This window comes from Fundidesulfovibrio agrisoli, assembly GCF_022808715.1.
Lineage (GTDB): Bacteria > Desulfobacterota > Desulfovibrionia > Desulfovibrionales > Desulfovibrionaceae > Fundidesulfovibrio > Fundidesulfovibrio agrisoli.
The window spans coordinates 216526-232158 of sequence record NZ_JAKZKX010000003.1 but is presented as its reverse complement, the minus strand read 5'-3'; the positions used below and the strand labels follow the sequence as shown (position 1 = coordinate 232158).

Genomic DNA, 15633 nt, shown 5'->3' with positions numbered 1-15633 from the left:
GTGGTGGGCGGCTGGGGCTGGAACGCCGTGACGCCTAGAGAAAAATACGGGCTTCCCTCCGTGGAAATCCGGCCGGAAACCGCGTAGCATGCATCCCGAAACACCATGAAGCTGCATTCAAAGGCCACACTTCTTCTTTCGGGACTTGTTCTGGCGGTCATCGCCGGGACGAGCCTCTTTCTGCTAAATTACCAAAAGGCGGCCTTGAGGCAAGTGGTCTTCGACGGGCTGGTGGCGGAAGCCGACGGCGTGGCCAACGACATCCGCAAATACATGGAGAGCAGCATCCGCGACACGGAGGCCATCGCCGCCAACCTGCCCCTGGACGCCCTGGCGGCCTCCGACGTCGAAAGGCTCCGCGCCTACCTGCGGCTGCAGTTCCGGCTGTTCCCCCAGTTCGAGAACGGGCTGTTCCTGCTCAACCCGGCGGGCATCTTCCTCACGGACTACCCCGCGCACCCCGAGCTCGCAGGCGAGAGCTTCGCCTACCGCGAATACTACCAGGGCGCCATGAGCAGCGGCCGCGCGGTGCTGAGCCCGCCCTACCTCTCCGCGCGGACGGGCCTCCCCGTCATGACCGTGGCCGCCCCGATATTCGGCCCGGGCGGCAAGATGCTGGGCCTGGTCTGCGCTTCGCTGAACCTCTTCTCCCCCCACGCGCTGAGCGAGGGCGGGCGCAGGATGAGCAAGGGCGGCTACGTCTACGTGGTCAGCGCTTCCGGCCAGTTCCTGATGCATCCGGAGCGCGGCAGGATATTCACCTCCCTGAGCCACGGGCAGAACCTCTTCCTGGACAAGGCGCTCCAAGGCTTCGAGGGCGTGGGGGAGACGGTCAACAGCAAGGGCGTGGAGATGCTCATCGCCTCACGCAAGGTGCCGGAGCTGGGCTGGCACGTGCTGGCCCAGGTGGGCACCAAGGAGGCCTTCGCCAACCTCGACGAGGCCCTGCTCGCCGTGGGCGTCTTCTTCGTGGCCGTGCTGGCCCTGGTGATTCCTGCGGGGCTGCTGGCCATGCGCCGCATCGCCCGCCCCCTCGAAGCCCTGGAGGCCGCCGCCCAGATCATCAGCCAGGATCTGCAGAAACCCGGCGGCGCGCTCACCCGGCCCTTCGCCTCCAGCGCCCTGGACGCCCTGCGCAAGATGCGCTCCAACGACGAGATCGGCAAGCTGGCCCGGGCCTTCTTCCAGCTCTCGGTGCGCCTCAAGCAGACCCTGGCCTCCCTGCGCAGCGCCGCGGAGGACTGGGAGCGCACCTTCAACTCCGTGCAGGAGGCGCTCCTGGTGCTCGACGCCAACGGCCGCGTTCTGCGCGTCAACCGCGTCGCCGAGGACCTCTTCCGGCTCCCCCTGCGCGACATCGTCTCCAAGCCCTGGCAGGAGGTCCTCGCGGGCGGCGGCGCCGTCCCGGAGGGATGGCCCGGCATGGAGATCCTGCGTGACTCCGGGCGCATCCGCCTGACCACCGCCCTGCCCAGGCAGCAGGGCCTCTATGAGCTCAACTTCAGCCCCGTGGCCGGGCGGCGCGGCGGCAGGGGCTACCTGCTGGTCATCACCGACGTGACGGAAAAGACCCGCAGCGAGGAGCGCATCCGCGAGCTGGCCTTCCACGACGGGCTCACCGGCCTGCCCAACCGTCTGCTGCTGGCCGACCGCCTGGAGCAGGCCATCGCCACCTCGGAACGCAACCAGACCAAGGTGGGCGTGCTCTTCCTAGACCTGGACGAGTTCAAGCGCGTCAACGACACCCACGGCCACGTGGCCGGCGACGATCTGCTGCGCCGCATGGCCCGCCGCCTGGGCGGGTGCCTGCGCGCCAACGACACCCTGGCCCGCTACGCCGGCGACGAGTTCGTGGCCGTGCTCATCGACCTGGTCCGTCCGGACGAGGCCGCGGCCATCGCCACGCGCATGCTGGAGGCGGCCGCCGAACCCTTCGACATCGGCGGAACCACGGTCCGCGTGGGCGCGAGCATCGGCATCGCCATTTCCCCCCAGGACGGCGCCACCGCCAACCAGCTGCTCAACCACGCCGACACCGCCATGTACCGGGCCAAGGGCCGCGGCAAGAACAACTTCTGGTTCGCCGACGCCACCACCTCCACTTTCGCCGACGACCACCCCGAACAGTAGGCGGCCCGCCGCCGAGCAATGTGCGTTCAGACTTGCCATTTGTGTATCGCAAGACTATACACATCGTCATGCAAGGACATACGCCCCTTCCGCTGCCCCTGGCCACGGCCCCGGCCGGGTTCCCCTCGCCTGCCGAGGACTACCTGGACCAGCGCCTGGACCTGAACGAGCACCTGGTCCGCAACCCGGCCTCCACCTACTTCATCCGCGTCCAGGGGGACTCCATGCGCGGCGCGGGCATCGCCTCGGGCGACCTGCTGGTGGTGGACCGCTCCGTGGAGCCCAGGCCCGGCCATGTGGTGGTGGCCGCCGTGCACGGCGAACTCACGGTGAAGCGCCTCAAGCGCCTGGGCGGCCTGCTGGTGCTGGCCCCCGAAAACCCTGACTTCGCCCCCATCCCCCTGAACGAGGAGAACGCCGTGGAGATCTGGGGCGTGGCCACCCACGTCATCCACCGCCTTACGGGCGGAGGAGGCGCGCCGTGCTCTTCGCGCTGATGGACTGCAACAACTTCTACGCCTCCTGCGAGCGCGCCTTCAACCCGGCCCTGGCCCGGCGGCCCGTGGTGGTGCTCTCCAACAACGACGGCTGCGTCATCGCCCGCTCCCAGGAAGCCAAGGACCTGGGCATCCGCATGGGCGAGCCGGAGTTCAAGTGCCGGGAGCGCTGCGCCCGGGCCGGGGTGGCGGTGTTCTCCTCCAACTACACCCTCTACGGCGACATGTCCGCCCGGGTGATGGCCACCGCCGGGGCGCTCGCCCCGCGCATGGAGGTCTACTCCATCGACGAAGCCTTCCTGGAGTTGGACGGCCTGCCCGGCGGCCCCGAACCCCACGCCCGGATGATCCGCGAGCGCGTGCGGCGCGACACGGGCATCCCGGTCTCCATCGGGGTGGCCCCCACCAAGACCCTGGCCAAGGCCGCCAACCGCCTGGCCAAGAAGGATCCCTCCATGCGCGGAGTGCTCGTCCTGCCCGAGGGCGAGGCCCGGCGGGAGCTGCTGGCCCGCCTGGACGTGGAGGACGTCTGGGGGATAGGCCCGCGCCACGGCCGCCGCCTGCGCGAGCGCGGGGTGCGCACCGCCCTGGACTTCATGGCCCTGCCCCGCGAGTTCGTGCGCAAGGCCATGACCGTGGGCGGCCTGCACACCTGGCTGGAGCTGCACGGCACCCCCTGCCTGCCCCTGGAGCTGGCCCCCAAGCCCAAGCAGAGCATCATCTCCTCGCGCTCCTTCGGGCGGCCCGTCACCAGCCTGGAGCACCTGCGCGAGGCCCTGGGGCAGTACATCTCCCGCGCGGCCGAGAAGCTGCGCGCCCAGAAGAGCCGCGCCGCCTCCATCCTGGTCTTCGTGCAGACCAACACCTTCATCGAGGGAGAGCCCCAGTACAGCGCCTCCCAGAGCCAGGCCCTGGACCCGCCCACCGACGACACCCCGCGCCTGATCGCCCAGGGCGCGGCCGTGCTGGAGCGCATCTTCCGCCCTGGCTTCCGCTACAAGAAGGCCGGGGTCATGCTCTGCGGCATCGAGCCCGCGCAGGGCGCTCAGCTCTCCCTGCTGCACGCGCCGGACGAACGCGGCGGCAGGCTCATGGCCGCCCTGGATACGATCAACGCCCGCTGGGGCCGCGACACGCTGTTCCCGGCGGCCTGCGGCGTGGAGCGCACCTGGCGGATGCGCCAGGGGAGGCGCTCGCCCCGCTACACCACCGTCTGGGAGGAGCTGCCCGTGGCCAGGGCGTGAGGAGAATCTTGCCTGCTCTTGTAAACCATTGTGCGGCAGGGTATCTGGAAATGGTTGTGGGGAGTTAATTGCGGCTTCAACCCTGATTTGTTGATCACCCCACAGGAAAACATTGCAGCGCTGAATGCGGAAGTTGCGGAATCCTTGAGTTCTCTCCGCACACTTCACGCCGGGGCCACGGAGATTAGTCATGTCGGAAGATATCCGTTGGAAACAGCGATTTGACAACTATCTGAAGGCGCTTCAGACTCTTTCCGACGCTGCAAAGCTGGCCGGGGAGCGAGATCTCACGACGTTGGAAGAACAGGGAGTTATCCAGTCATTCGAGTTCACGCATGAACTGGCGTGGAACGTCTTGAAGGATTATCTTGAGTATCAAGGCGTCAGAGACGTCGTAGGTTCACGAGGTGCCGTCCGAGAGGCGTTCAGGAATGGCCTGATTGAAGATGGCGAAACGTGGATGACGATGATCAGGGATAGGAATCTCTCGTCCCACACCTACGACCAGGAGACAGCCCAAGAGATTGTCGGCAGAATCCTGGAGGAACACCACCCTGCCTTTCTAAAGATGGCCAAGAGATTCAGTGTCCTCTATGATCACTCGGGGATGGATGATGTTGTTCGGACTTAGCGAGCAGACGATCGAGAAAATCAGATCGGTTTTCGCAAAGCACCCCAATGTCGAGAAAGTGGTGCTGTATGGATCGCGTGCCAAAGGGACCTACAAGCCGGGTTCGGATATCGACCTAGCCCTTTATGGCGAGGGTATCCCCCAGAAGGAAAAGGATCGGATACTCGACGAACTCGATGAGCTTGACCTGCCGTACGTCATCGATCTTTCGGTGTTTAGCCAACTAGCCCATGCACAATTGCGCGATCACATTGAACGTGTGGGTGTCGTGCTTTATCCCATCACATAGGTGGGTGATTCACGGTCGGCCTCGCAGAAGATCTTCACCATCTGCTCTTCTGAAAGTTATAAGCATGGCTCCTTTTTCGTCGCCAGTAGCCACCTTCTCACGTTCAGTGGGCCGAAAAATACCGGGCAGGTCAGCGCCCCGCCCGGAGCAGGCCCGCCAGGAGACTACAACAAGACATAATCCCGCGATTCCAATCTTGACAGCCCGCCGCACCGGGCGTAGCAATCACCGAAAGGTAATCGAAATGAAACGCATCGCCGCCACCGTTCTATCCCTCGTAGTAGTACGCATGACCAAGTGTCAGGCCGCTACTCGCGTGTGTTGATAGGACTGTAAACCCGATCTTCAACCCCCGCCGGTGTGGCCACCGGCGGGGGTTTTCCATTTCAAGGCCGGAGTCCTCCCCCGCCGTCCACACGGACGACAACCCAGGGAGGTCAGCCATGAGCATCACCGGCGCCCGCTACATCATCGAATTCCTCAAACGCCAGGGCGTGCGCGTGGTCGCGGGCATACCCGGCGGCTCCATCCTGCCCATCTACGACGCCCTGGCCGAAACCAAGGGCATCCGCCACGTGCTGGCCCGCCACGAGCAGGGCGCGGCCTTCATGGCCCAGGGCATGGCCCGCCTCACCGGCAGGCCCGGCGTGTGTTTCGCCACCTCCGGCCCAGGGGCCACCAACCTGGTCACCGCCATCGCCGACGCCCGGCGCGACGGCGTGCCCATCGTCTGCATCACCGGGCAGGTGCCCCTGCCCATGATCGGCACCGACGCCTTCCAGGAGGTGGACATCGTGGCCATCACCGCCTCCATCACCAAGCTGAGCCGTCGCGTGGACAGCGCGGCCGAGCTTCCCGAGGCCCTGGCCGAGGCCTTCGCCGTGGCCGCCTCCGGCCGTCCCGGCCCCGTGCTCCTGGACATCCCCAAGGATGTGCAGTGCCAGCCCGTGCCCGCCCAAGGCATGCCCGCACAGGCCCCCCGCGACGAGCGCCTTCCCGCCGCCTCCGGCTGGGACATCTCCCGCGCGGCCGCCATGATAAACGCGGCCAAGCGCCCGGTGCTGCTGCTCGGCGGCGGCGCGGTGCGCGCCGGGGCGCAGGCCCTGCGCCTGGCCGTGAAGGCCGCCATCCCGGCCACCAGCACGCTCATGGGCCTGGGGGCCATCCCGGCCGGGCACCCGCTGGATCTGGGCATGCACGGCATGCACGGCCACCCCTGCGCCAACATCGCCCTGCACGAGTGCGACCTGCTCATCGCCGTGGGCAACCGCTTCGACGACCGCGCCACAGGCGACCCCGCGACCTTCTGCCCAGAGGCGCGCATCATCCACGTGAACATGGACGCCTCCGAGCTCGGGCGCATCAAGCCCGCCGACCTGGGCATCGCCGCCGACGCCGGGCAGTTCCTCGAAGCCCTGGCCGACCTGGCGGAGCCGCGCGAGCGCCGGGGCTGGTTGGCGCGCATCCGCGGGCTCAAGGAGCACGCCCCCCACCTGGAGCACGACGCCGAGCGCACCCACGCCCGAGCCGTGATCGCGGCCGTGGCCGAACGCATGGAGGAGGGCGCGGTGGTGGTCACCGACGTGGGCCAGCACCAGATGTTCGTGGCCCAGAGCTTCCCCTTCAAGGCCCCCGGCCGCTGGCTGACTTCCGGCGGGCTCGGCGTGATGGGCTTTGGCCTGCCCGCCGCCATCGGGGCGGCCCTGGCCGACCCCTCCGCACAGGTGGTCTGCTTCAGCGGCGACGGCAGCCTGAAGATGAACATCCAGGAGCTTTGCACCCTCGCCGAGACCGGGGCCAACGTGAAGATCGTGGTGCTCGACAACCAGTGCCTCGGCCTGGTGGCCCAGCAGCAGCGGCTGTTCTACAACCGCCGCAGCGCCTCGCGCTACGCCGCGGGCACGGACTTCTCCGCCCTGGCCCGGGCCTTCGGCGTGCGCGGCATCGACCTGGACGCCCAGGACGACCCCCAGGCCGCACTTGACGACGCCCTGGCCAGCCGCGGCCCCTGCCTGATCCACGTGCGCGTGGACCCGGCGGCCATGGTCTTCCCCATGGTGCCCCCGGGCGCGGCCAACACCCAAATGCTGCACGGGCACGAGCCCAGGGCCCAGGCCACGCCCGTGGAGCGCGACATGCCCGAGGCGGTGAACATGGCCTAAGCGGCACCACCGGCATCCCATACGGGATTCCAAAGGGAGGAACTCCCTTTGGCCGCCGGAGGCCCTCCGGCTTGTTTAGGCTTCAGCCCTGGCCCCCGCCGCGCCGAACTGTCCGGTGTATTTGAAGAACATCGGCCAGTTCGGCGCGGCGAAGGCCAGGACCGAAGCCGGTGCGGTTCACCACGTCCGATATGAGGCAAACGTGCAAGACTTCCTCCGGCGGCAAGGCCTCTCCCGGCGGCTCCGGCCTTCTTGGCTTGGGGCGGGTTTGCGGCTATGTGGGCGGCCATGACGCAGCGAGTATACCTTGAGGCCCGGCGGGATTACGCCTCCCCCGGGCTGGACGAGGCCGTGGGCCGCCTGCTGGAGGGCGCGGGCTGCCGCCCGGCCCACGGCGCGAAAGTGCTGGTGAAGCCCAACCTGGTGGCCCCCTCCAACACGGCCCTCTCCTGCACCACGCCCGCCGTGGTGCGCGCCGCCTGCCTCTACCTGGCGGACCACGGGGCCAGGGTTGTGGTGGGCGACTCCCCGGCCTTCGGCACCGCGCGCATCGTGGCCCGAGCCTCTGGGCTGGACCAGGCCCTCAAGGGTACGGGCGCGCGCCTGGCGAACCTCGGCCAAACCCGCAAGCTGCCCCTGAGCCTGGGCGGCTGCGTGGGCGTCTCGGCCCAGGCCCTGGACGCGGAGCTGATCGTCAACCTGCCCCGCTTCAAGGTGCACGACCAGATGTTCTGCACCCTGGCCGTGAAGAACTTCTTCGGCGCGGTCACCGGGTTCCGCAAGGCCTGGGCGCACCAGGTGCACGGCGAGAAGGGCAACCGCTTCGAGAGCATGATCCTGGACGTGTGCCTGGCCATGCCCCCCTCGGTGAGCCTGGTGGACGGCGTGGTGGCCATGCACGTCTCCGGCCCGGCCAAGGGCAAGCCCTACCCCCTGGGCCTGCTGGGCGCGGCAGCCAATCCCGTGGCCCTGGACGCGGCGCTCCTTTCGGTGCTGGGCCTGCCGCCGGACGCCAGCCCCCTGGGCCGCGAGGCCATGCGCCGGGCCCTGCCCGGTTCCCGGCTGGAAGATCTTGATTTCCCCGCCCTGTGCCCCGGTGATTTCATCGCAACGGGCTTCGAAGTGCCCCGCTGCCCGGCCCCGGTGGCCTTCCAGCCCTCGCGCTTCGTCAAAGGCCGCCTGAAAAGCCTGTGCACGCGCCTGCGCGGCGGCTGATCCGCCCGCTGGAGTTGCGCAAGCCTTCTGGATGTCTTATTTCCAGGCGGTGAACAACCAGACCGTCAAGCGCAACAGGCATGTGGTGGTCGGCCGAGTGCAGGGGGTGGGCTTCCGCCCCTTCGTGTACCGGCTGGCCCTGGAGCGCGGCCTCGTCGGCTTCGTCCTCAACTCCCCCGAAGGCGTGGTCATCGAGGTGCAGGGACCTCCCGCAGAGCTCGATGGCTTTACCCACGATCTGCTGCACAAGCTGCCGCCGCTGGCCATGATCGTGGAGCACTCCGTGGCCGAGGCCCCCGTGGTGCCCGGCGAGCAGGCCTTCCGCATCGAGCGCAGCAGCGCCGGAGAGGGGCACCACGTGCTGGTCAGCCCGGACGTGGCCACCTGCGAGGACTGTCTGGCCGATATGTCCGACCCGGCCAACCGCCGCCACAACTACGCTTTCACCAACTGCACCAACTGCGGGCCGCGCTACACCATCACCCGCAGCCTCCCCTACGACCGGGCCACCACCTCCATGGCCTGCTTCCCGCTCTGCCCCGAGTGCGCCAAGGAATACGAGGACCCGCTGGACCGCCGCTTCCACGCCCAGCCCAACGCCTGCCCGGTGTGCGGCCCCCTGATCTGGCTGGCCGACCGCAAGGGCAAGCGCCAGGCCGAGGGCCACGCCGCCATCGAGAAGGCGGCCAAGGCCCTGGCCAAGGGCAGGATCCTGGCCATGAAGGGCCTGGGCGGCTTCCACCTGTCCGTGGACGCCTGCGACCCGGCCGCCGTGGCCCTGTTGCGCGCCCGCAAGCACCGCCCGGGCAAGCCCCTGGCCGTCATGGTCCCCGATCTGGACGACTTGCGCGCCCTGGCATCCCCCTCGCCCGAGGAATGCGAGCTGCTGCTCTCCAAAGAGCGGCCCATCGTGCTGGTGCCCATCCGCCGCGACGGGCCGCTCGCGCCGGACGTCTCCCCGGATACCGACCTGCTGGGGGCCATGCTTCCCTACACCCCGCAGCACCACCTGCTGCTGCGGGCCTTCCGCAAGGTCACGGGCAAGCCCGCCGCCCTGGTGATGACCAGCGGCAACATGAGCTCCGAGCCCATTTCCCTCGGTAACCGCGAGGCCCTTTCCCGCCTCAAGGCCATAGCGGACGTCTTCCTGCTCCATAACCGCGACATTCTGGTGCGCACCGACGACTCCGTGCTGCGCCTGCTGCCGGCGGCGCAAGGCGGCTTCGAGCGCCAGTTCCTGCGCCGGGCGCGCGGGTTCACGCCCTCGCCGGTGTTCCTGCCGCGCAAGGGGCCAAGCGTGCTGGGCGTGGGGCCGGAGCTCAAGAACACCATCTGCCTGACCAAGGAGAACCAGGCCTTCGTCAGCCAGCACATCGGGGACATGCACAACATGGAGACGGCGGCCTTCCACAAGGAGGTCATCGCCCATCTGGAGTCCATCCTGCAGGTCAAGCCCGAGGCGGTGGTGGCCGACCTGCACCCCGACTACCTCTCAACGCGCTACGCCCTGGAGGAGAGCGGCCTGCCCGTGCTCAGGCTCCAGCACCACTTCGCCCACGTGTTCGCGGCCCTGGCCGAACACCGCCTGGAGGAGCCCGTGCTGGGCATCGCCCTGGACGGCTCGGGCTACGGCGGGGACGGCACCATCTGGGGCGGCGAATTTCTCTACGTCGACCCGTTGAACATGGTCATGGAGCGCGTGGGCCGCTTCCAGCAGGTGCCCCTGCCGGGCGGCGAGGCGGCGATCCGGCAGCCCTGGCGCATGGCGGCGGCCTACATGGACGCCCTGGGCCTCGCGCCGGACCCTGCCGCGCACCCCTGGCTGAGGGGACGCGAGCAGGCCCTGGCCACGCTGCGGGCCATGATAGCCAAAGGCGTCAACAGCCCGCTCACCAGCAGCTGCGGCAGGCTGTTCGACGCCGTGGCCGGACTCATGGGCCTGTGCCAGGAGATCAGCTACGAAGGGCAGGCGGCCATCCGGCTGGAGCACGCGCAGGACATGGCCGAGAGCAGGCCCTACCCTTGCGGCTTCCTTGAGGGTGGGGAAATGCTCGAACTGGGGACGCTGGAACTTTTCGGCAAGGCGGCGGAGGATTTCGTCCGCGGCGAGAGCTCAGGCGTTATCAGCAGACGCTTCCATCTGGGTCTGGCGCATGGCCTGGCCGCCATGGCCGAGGTGTTAAGCAAACGGACTGATGCCCGAAAAGTGGTTATCAGCGGCGGTGTATTCTGCAATGCCTCCTTGACTGTAGCCTTATCCAGGCTACTATTACATGTAGGCGTAAAATGCGTGGCCATGAATCAGACACACCCCGGGGACGGGTGTATTTCACTGGGCCAAGCGTACTTCGGCAGCCTGCTTGTACAAAAATAAAATACACGACCCGAACGGTCGGCTTTCGACTCACCAAAGAGGATAGTGGCGTTAACAATATTTTAAAAACTTTACACTTTGTTCATCCTGTCTGTATGTTGTCATGACACCGCCCTGAGCCTTGTTCTTAAATAGTATTTGTAAACAGCTGGTTCCGTAATAACTGCGCAAAACCCTCCATCCAAATGGAGGGAAACCCTCCATTTTATGCTTGCGCTTTTCCGAAGGCCATATATATGTGCTTGTACACTACGGTGCACCCCACACGTAAGCCGCCACAAGCGGTCAGCGTCTGGTGATCTTCTGCACCAGCCCTTGGCGGTTCCGTTCGGCCACCCTCGCCTCCCGCCCGGGGCAGCGGCAGCAGCCTACGTAATGATGTACCCTATCAACTCTCACGGAAGTGTTGCGGCGGCGGGGTATCCATCATGGGATCAACAGCGTGCTCCTTGCTTTGAGGGAGCTTAGAGGTGAAACATGTACAACGCATTCGACGAAGCCCTGGAAAGAATCAAGCGCGCCACCGGCGCCCGCACCCAGGTCGACCTGGCGGCGATTCTCGGCATCCGTCAGTCCAGCATCTCCGACGCCAAGCGGCGTCAATCCATCCCTGCCGACTGGCTGCTCAAGCTCTACCGCAGCCACGGCCTCAACCCCGACTGGATCACCTCCGGCGAAGCGCCCCAGGTGCTGCGTGAAGGCATGGCCCTGCCCGTGGGCCTCATGGAGCCCGGCACCAGCTACGGCTCCGACAAGCCCAAGTCACGCGCGGTCACGGTCAGTTCCATGACCGGCATCATCGCCGAGGACGGCTCCCTGCAGGAGAAGCCCATCGAGATGATCGCCATCCCCGAGGCCTTCATCTGCCCGGGCCAGACCATCTTCAAGATGGAGCACCAGAACATGGAGCCCATCGTGCGCCGCGGCGCCTACATCGGCGTCAACAAGGACCAGCGGCAGCTCCGCTCCGGCGAAATCTTCGCCGTGTCCGTGCCCAACGAGGGCTTCGTGGTGCGCCGCCTGTTCAACGACTTCGAGAACAACAGGGTCATCCTGCGCAGCGAGAACCCCACCTACAAGGATCAGTCGCTCAAGGCCGAAGACATCGTCGGCAACATCATCGGCCGCGTCTGGTGGGTGCTGCAGGAACTCTAGGCCGCTCCCCACTCTACGGATGTGAAAAGCCGCCCCTCGGGGCGGTTTTTTTTGTTCCCATGTCACAAATAAATATCTGATAGTCGCACTCGAACCTGTAATATCGCACCTGAGACCACACGTATTCAAACTTCTACTTGCAGGAATGAATATATGATGCTATTTTTCAAATCGTAAATTCGTATATAGATTGGCATAAGGAGTCGGCGTATGCCCCAGCACCCCCAACTTTCCGGACAGGGCAGGAAGAACGGAGCCGTTCAGGCCCCTAGCGAGTTCACACTCGGGTTCGAGCGAATCGTCCAGGCCCTTGGCCTGGCCTCACAGAGTGATTTGGCCATCACGCTGGACATCAGGCAGTCGAGCATCTCCGACGCCAAGAGGCGCGGCGTCATCCCGGGGGAATGGGCCCTCAAGCTCTACCGGAACTTCGGCCTCAACCCCCGCTGGGTGTACGACGGCCTGCCCCCCGTCTTCCTCACCAAACCCTCGCCCTCCGGGCCTGAAGATGCCGGCTGGGACCAGCCCGCAGCGGAATCCTCCTTTCTGCTGCGCTACCAACCGGAGTCTCTCCTGGCCATGCGCGTGGAGGATGCGTCCATGGAGCCCTTGATCCATCGCGACGCCTACGTCGGGGTGAACACCAGGGACAAGACCCCGGTCGATGGAGGGCTCTTCGGCCTGATGCTGCCCATGGAGGGGTTCTGCGTGCGCAGGCTGCGCCAGGAAAACCGCAAGCCGCTCGTGCTGGTCACGGCGGACAACGCATCCATCAAGGCGCAGCACCTCGCCACGGACGCTCTGGCCGGGGCCATGCTCGGCAGGGTGGTCTGGGTGATGCACCGCCCCTGAGGCACGGCAGGCGGGCCCAACGGCCCCGCACCTCCCGCCCGTTCTTGGGTTCGCGCCCGCGGCGCACTCACCCCCTCATCCCCGTCGCCCGCCCAGAACACGTCTCCGTCCGCAGCATCTCTTCCGCGAGCCGCATCCGAGGCCCGGCATGGCCTGAAACGGCACTGTGCCCGGCCAGAGGTGCCCCATCCGGGCATGCGCCCTGGCCGGGAGAGACAAACCGGCGTGTTTGGGCTATGACGGGAGGCGAAACAAGGGGAGGATCAATGCAGCAGAAGAGACTCACCGCGCCGGACATCGCCGCGTGCAAGGGCAACCGTCGGCTCGTGGTCATCACGGCATACGACGCCGGGCAGGCCGCCCTGGCCGAAGCCGCGGGCGCGGACATCCTGCTCGTGGGCGATTCCCTGGGCATGGTCGTGCTGGGCCAGGAGGACACCATCAGCGTCACCATGGAGCAGATGCTCCATCACGCCTCGGCGGTGACCCGTGGTTCCGGCAAGGCCCTCGTGGTGGCGGACATGCCCTTCCTCTCCTACCAGGCCTCGGTGGAGGATGCGGTGCGCAACGCCGGCCTGCTGATGAAGCAGGCTCGTGTCCAGGCGGTGAAGGTGGAGGGCGGCCTCGAGATATGCCCGCAGGTGCGGGCCATGGTCCAGGCGGGGATACCCGTAATGGGCCACCTGGGGCTCACCCCGCAGCATGTTGCCGCCCTGGGCGGCTTCAAGGTGCAGGCGCGCACCGCCATCGCCGCCAAGCGCCTCTTGCGGGACGCCATGGCCCTGGCCGAAGCCGGTTGCTTCGCCATGGTGCTGGAATGCCTGCCCTCCCAGGTGGCGCAGCTCGTCACCCGGGAAGTGCCCGTCCCCACCATCGGCATCGGCGCGGGCGCCTCGTGCGACGGGCAGGTTCTGGTGTTCCACGACCTGCTCGGCCTCTACGAGGGCTTCCGCCCCAAGTTCGTCAAGCGCTACGCCGAGCTGGGGCGGCTCGCCCGCGAAGCCCTGGCCGAATTCGCCCAGGAGGTCCGCTCGGGGAGCTTCCCCGGCCCGGAGCACGCCTTCGAGATGGCCCCGGAAGAGCTGGTCCTGCTGCTCTCAAGCCTCGAAGAAGCCTGAGGCCATACCGGCGCGGGCGCGGGCCTGGTCCTCGCGGCGGCCCTGGCAGTGCACGCAGAGCGTGGCCATGGGCTGCGCCTTGAGGCGTGCCGGGGCGATATCCTCGTCGCACTCCTCGCAGATTCCGTATTCACCCGCTTCGAGGCGGGCCAGGGCCTCATGGATGCCCGCCAGGGTCTGGCGGTCGCGCTCGCGCATGAGCAGGGCGAAGTTGCGCCCGGACTCCATGGTGGCGCGGTCGGCCAGGTCGGGGGGGAGCACTTCCTCCCCGATGAGGTCGTCCATGCTGTCGCGCATCTTGTTCAGGGTGTGCTGCATCATCGCGGTAAGGGTTGCGGAAAACGTCTGAAGCTGCTCTGCGTCCATGTGGCGCTCCTGGCGTCTGGATTCGGATGCCCGGGCCGGGTCCGGCCCTTTCGTCTTTGTGCCTGATGCCCTGGCAGCGTTGAATCCGTGTCTCGGTGCTGTGACAATTGCGTTTCGCCGCTCAGGCTCCCTTTTTCGGCATCAGGAGTCGCTTGCCTTTTCCGGGCCACTCATTAAGATATCATCGCCGCACGCCGCTAGCACAGGGCGAAAGCCCCCCATAGCGATACATATCGGCATGATACATTGTCTCGCGGAGGATTTGATGAAGCCGAAAGTGTACGATGAGGACGTCCGGGAATTCATCCTCGACCAGAGGGGCGTATTCCTGGTGCTGTCCCACGATCCACACTTCAACAAGAATTTGCGCAGCACCCTGCTGCGGCATCTGCATATCAAGGACGACTGCGTTCACAACGTCACCACCCAGGAGCAGCTCTACAAGGAACTCCGACTTCTCGTCGGCCAGGGCCGGAAGGTGGTCTTCTTCGTCGAACGCGAAATCAACGGCAAATACTGCCACGACCTCGTCCAGTTCCTGAAGAACCAATACCCTGACGTGCTCATCATCATCCTCACGGGCGAGGTCGCCCGCGAGATACTGATCTACATGCACGAGATCGGGGCCAACAACGTCATCACCAAACCCATCTCCCCGGATATGCTCATCGAGAAGGTGGCCTTCACCGTGAAGCCGCGCGGGCAGATCGGCGAACTGATCGACCTGGGCAAGAAGCTCAACGAGAACGGCAAGCACTCCGAGGCCGAGTCCGTGGCCCGCAAGATCCTGGAGCTCAAGCCGGGCAGCCCGGCGGCCCTGCTGGTGCTGGGCGACAGCTTCAAGGGCCGCGAGATGATGGACCAGGCCCTGACGGCCTACACAGAGGCCTCCAAGAACGGGAAGCTGTTCCTCGACCCCATCAAGAAGATCGCGGAGCTGCACAAGGTCACCGGCAACGTCCGGGAGGAGACCAAGTTCCTCGAACGGCTGGACAGGCTCTCCCCCCTCAACGTGGACCGCAAGATCTCCATCGGCGACAACTACATGAACCTGGGCGAGCGGGAAAAGGCCGTGGAGATCTTCGACGACGCCATCAAGCTCGCCACCAGGGAGGCCATGGCCCAGGTGGGGCGCGTCACCAGGACCATCGCGGAGCACTGCATCTCAAACGCTCCGGAAATCTCCGAGAAATACCTGCGCCAGTCCATCGAAGCCAAGAAGGGCATCCTGGACAAGTCCGACATCGAGACCTTCAACCGCCTCGGCATCACCCTGCGCAAGCAGGGCAAGTGGGACCAGGCCATCGAGGAATACCGCAGGGCCCTCAAGATCTCGCCCAACGACGCCGGGCTCTACTACAACATGGCCATGGCCTACAGCGAAGGCCGCGAATTCCAGGACGCCTTCAACTACCTGGACAAGGCCCTTCGCACCAACCCCGACCTGTGGACCGCGGGCGAAACCGTCTGCTTCAACATCGCCACCGTGTACCTGCGCGCCGCGCGCAAGGAGCTCGCCGTGGAGTTTCTGCACAAGGCCCTGGAGCTCAACCCGGGGTTCGAGCGCGCCAAGAACCTGCTGCGCGAGATATAGACCCCC

At 66.4% G+C, this 15633-nt stretch carries 13 protein-coding genes; 12 read left to right on the top strand and 1 reads right to left on the bottom strand.

The window, feature by feature from the left end:
- The first annotated feature begins 105 nt into the window (after positions 1 to 105).
- The 11 genes from MLE27_RS03785 (at position 106) to panB (ending at position 13667) form a co-directional block, all read left to right on the top strand.
- Positions 106 to 2130: a diguanylate cyclase domain-containing protein gene (locus tag MLE27_RS03785; RefSeq protein ID WP_243310554.1), complete on the top strand. Its 2025-nt coding sequence runs from the start codon at positions 106 to 108 to the stop codon at positions 2128 to 2130.
- Between the two features lie 68 nt (positions 2131 to 2198).
- Entirely contained in the window at positions 2199 to 2627 is a 429-nt protein-coding gene (locus tag MLE27_RS03780) for a LexA family protein (RefSeq protein ID WP_243310553.1), read from the top strand.
- On the top strand, positions 2612 to 3871 hold the full coding sequence (locus MLE27_RS03775) for a Y-family DNA polymerase (RefSeq protein WP_341482496.1): 1260 nt from the start codon (positions 2612 to 2614) through the stop codon (positions 3869 to 3871). The genes MLE27_RS03780 and MLE27_RS03775 overlap by 16 nt, the downstream gene beginning before the upstream one ends.
- 190 nt (positions 3872 to 4061) lie before the next feature.
- The gene (locus tag MLE27_RS03770) at positions 4062 to 4502 is read left to right on the top strand and encodes a nucleotidyltransferase substrate binding protein (RefSeq protein ID WP_243310552.1); all 441 of its coding nucleotides are present in this window, start codon (positions 4062 to 4064) and stop codon (positions 4500 to 4502) included.
- Positions 4486 to 4791 (top strand): nucleotidyltransferase domain-containing protein, encoded by a 306-nt coding sequence (locus MLE27_RS03765; RefSeq protein WP_243310551.1) that lies wholly within the window; start codon positions 4486 to 4488, stop codon positions 4789 to 4791. Before MLE27_RS03770 ends, MLE27_RS03765 begins: the two co-directional genes overlap by 17 nt.
- Before the next feature lie 443 nt (positions 4792 to 5234).
- Positions 5235 to 6953, top strand: a complete 1719-nt coding sequence (gene ilvB, locus MLE27_RS03760; protein ID WP_243310550.1) for a biosynthetic-type acetolactate synthase large subunit — start codon at positions 5235 to 5237, stop codon at positions 6951 to 6953.
- Between the two features lie 288 nt (positions 6954 to 7241).
- Complete coding sequence (locus tag MLE27_RS03755) at positions 7242 to 8168, top strand: DUF362 domain-containing protein (RefSeq protein WP_243310549.1); 927 nt, start codon at positions 7242 to 7244, stop codon at positions 8166 to 8168.
- Positions 8169 to 8199: 31 nt separating this feature from the next.
- A complete protein-coding gene (hypF, locus tag MLE27_RS03750; protein WP_243310548.1) occupies positions 8200 to 10542 on the top strand; it encodes a carbamoyltransferase HypF in 2343 nt (780 codons plus the stop codon).
- Positions 10543 to 11019: 477 nt separating this feature from the next.
- Complete coding sequence (locus MLE27_RS03745) at positions 11020 to 11697, top strand: LexA family transcriptional regulator (RefSeq protein ID WP_243310547.1); 678 nt, start codon at positions 11020 to 11022, stop codon at positions 11695 to 11697.
- Positions 11698 to 11907: 210 nt separating this feature from the next.
- Positions 11908 to 12549: a LexA family transcriptional regulator gene (locus tag MLE27_RS03740; protein ID WP_243310546.1), complete on the top strand. Its 642-nt coding sequence runs from the start codon at positions 11908 to 11910 to the stop codon at positions 12547 to 12549.
- Positions 12550 to 12815: 266 nt separating this feature from the next.
- The gene (gene panB / locus MLE27_RS03735; RefSeq protein WP_243310545.1) at positions 12816 to 13667 is read left to right on the top strand and encodes a 3-methyl-2-oxobutanoate hydroxymethyltransferase; all 852 of its coding nucleotides are present in this window, start codon (positions 12816 to 12818) and stop codon (positions 13665 to 13667) included.
- Here the strand turns inward: panB and MLE27_RS03730 are convergent.
- Positions 13647 to 14033: a TraR/DksA family transcriptional regulator gene (locus MLE27_RS03730; protein WP_243310544.1), complete on the bottom strand. Its 387-nt coding sequence runs from the start codon at positions 14031 to 14033 to the stop codon at positions 13647 to 13649. The two genes, panB and MLE27_RS03730, sit on opposite strands and share 21 nt — an antisense overlap.
- A 265-nt stretch (positions 14034 to 14298) precedes the next feature.
- Here MLE27_RS03730 and MLE27_RS03725 point away from each other — a divergent pair, with 265 nt between their 5' ends.
- On the top strand, positions 14299 to 15627 hold the full coding sequence (locus tag MLE27_RS03725; RefSeq protein ID WP_243310543.1) for a tetratricopeptide repeat protein: 1329 nt from the start codon (positions 14299 to 14301) through the stop codon (positions 15625 to 15627).
- Positions 15628 to 15633: the final 6 nt, after the last annotated feature.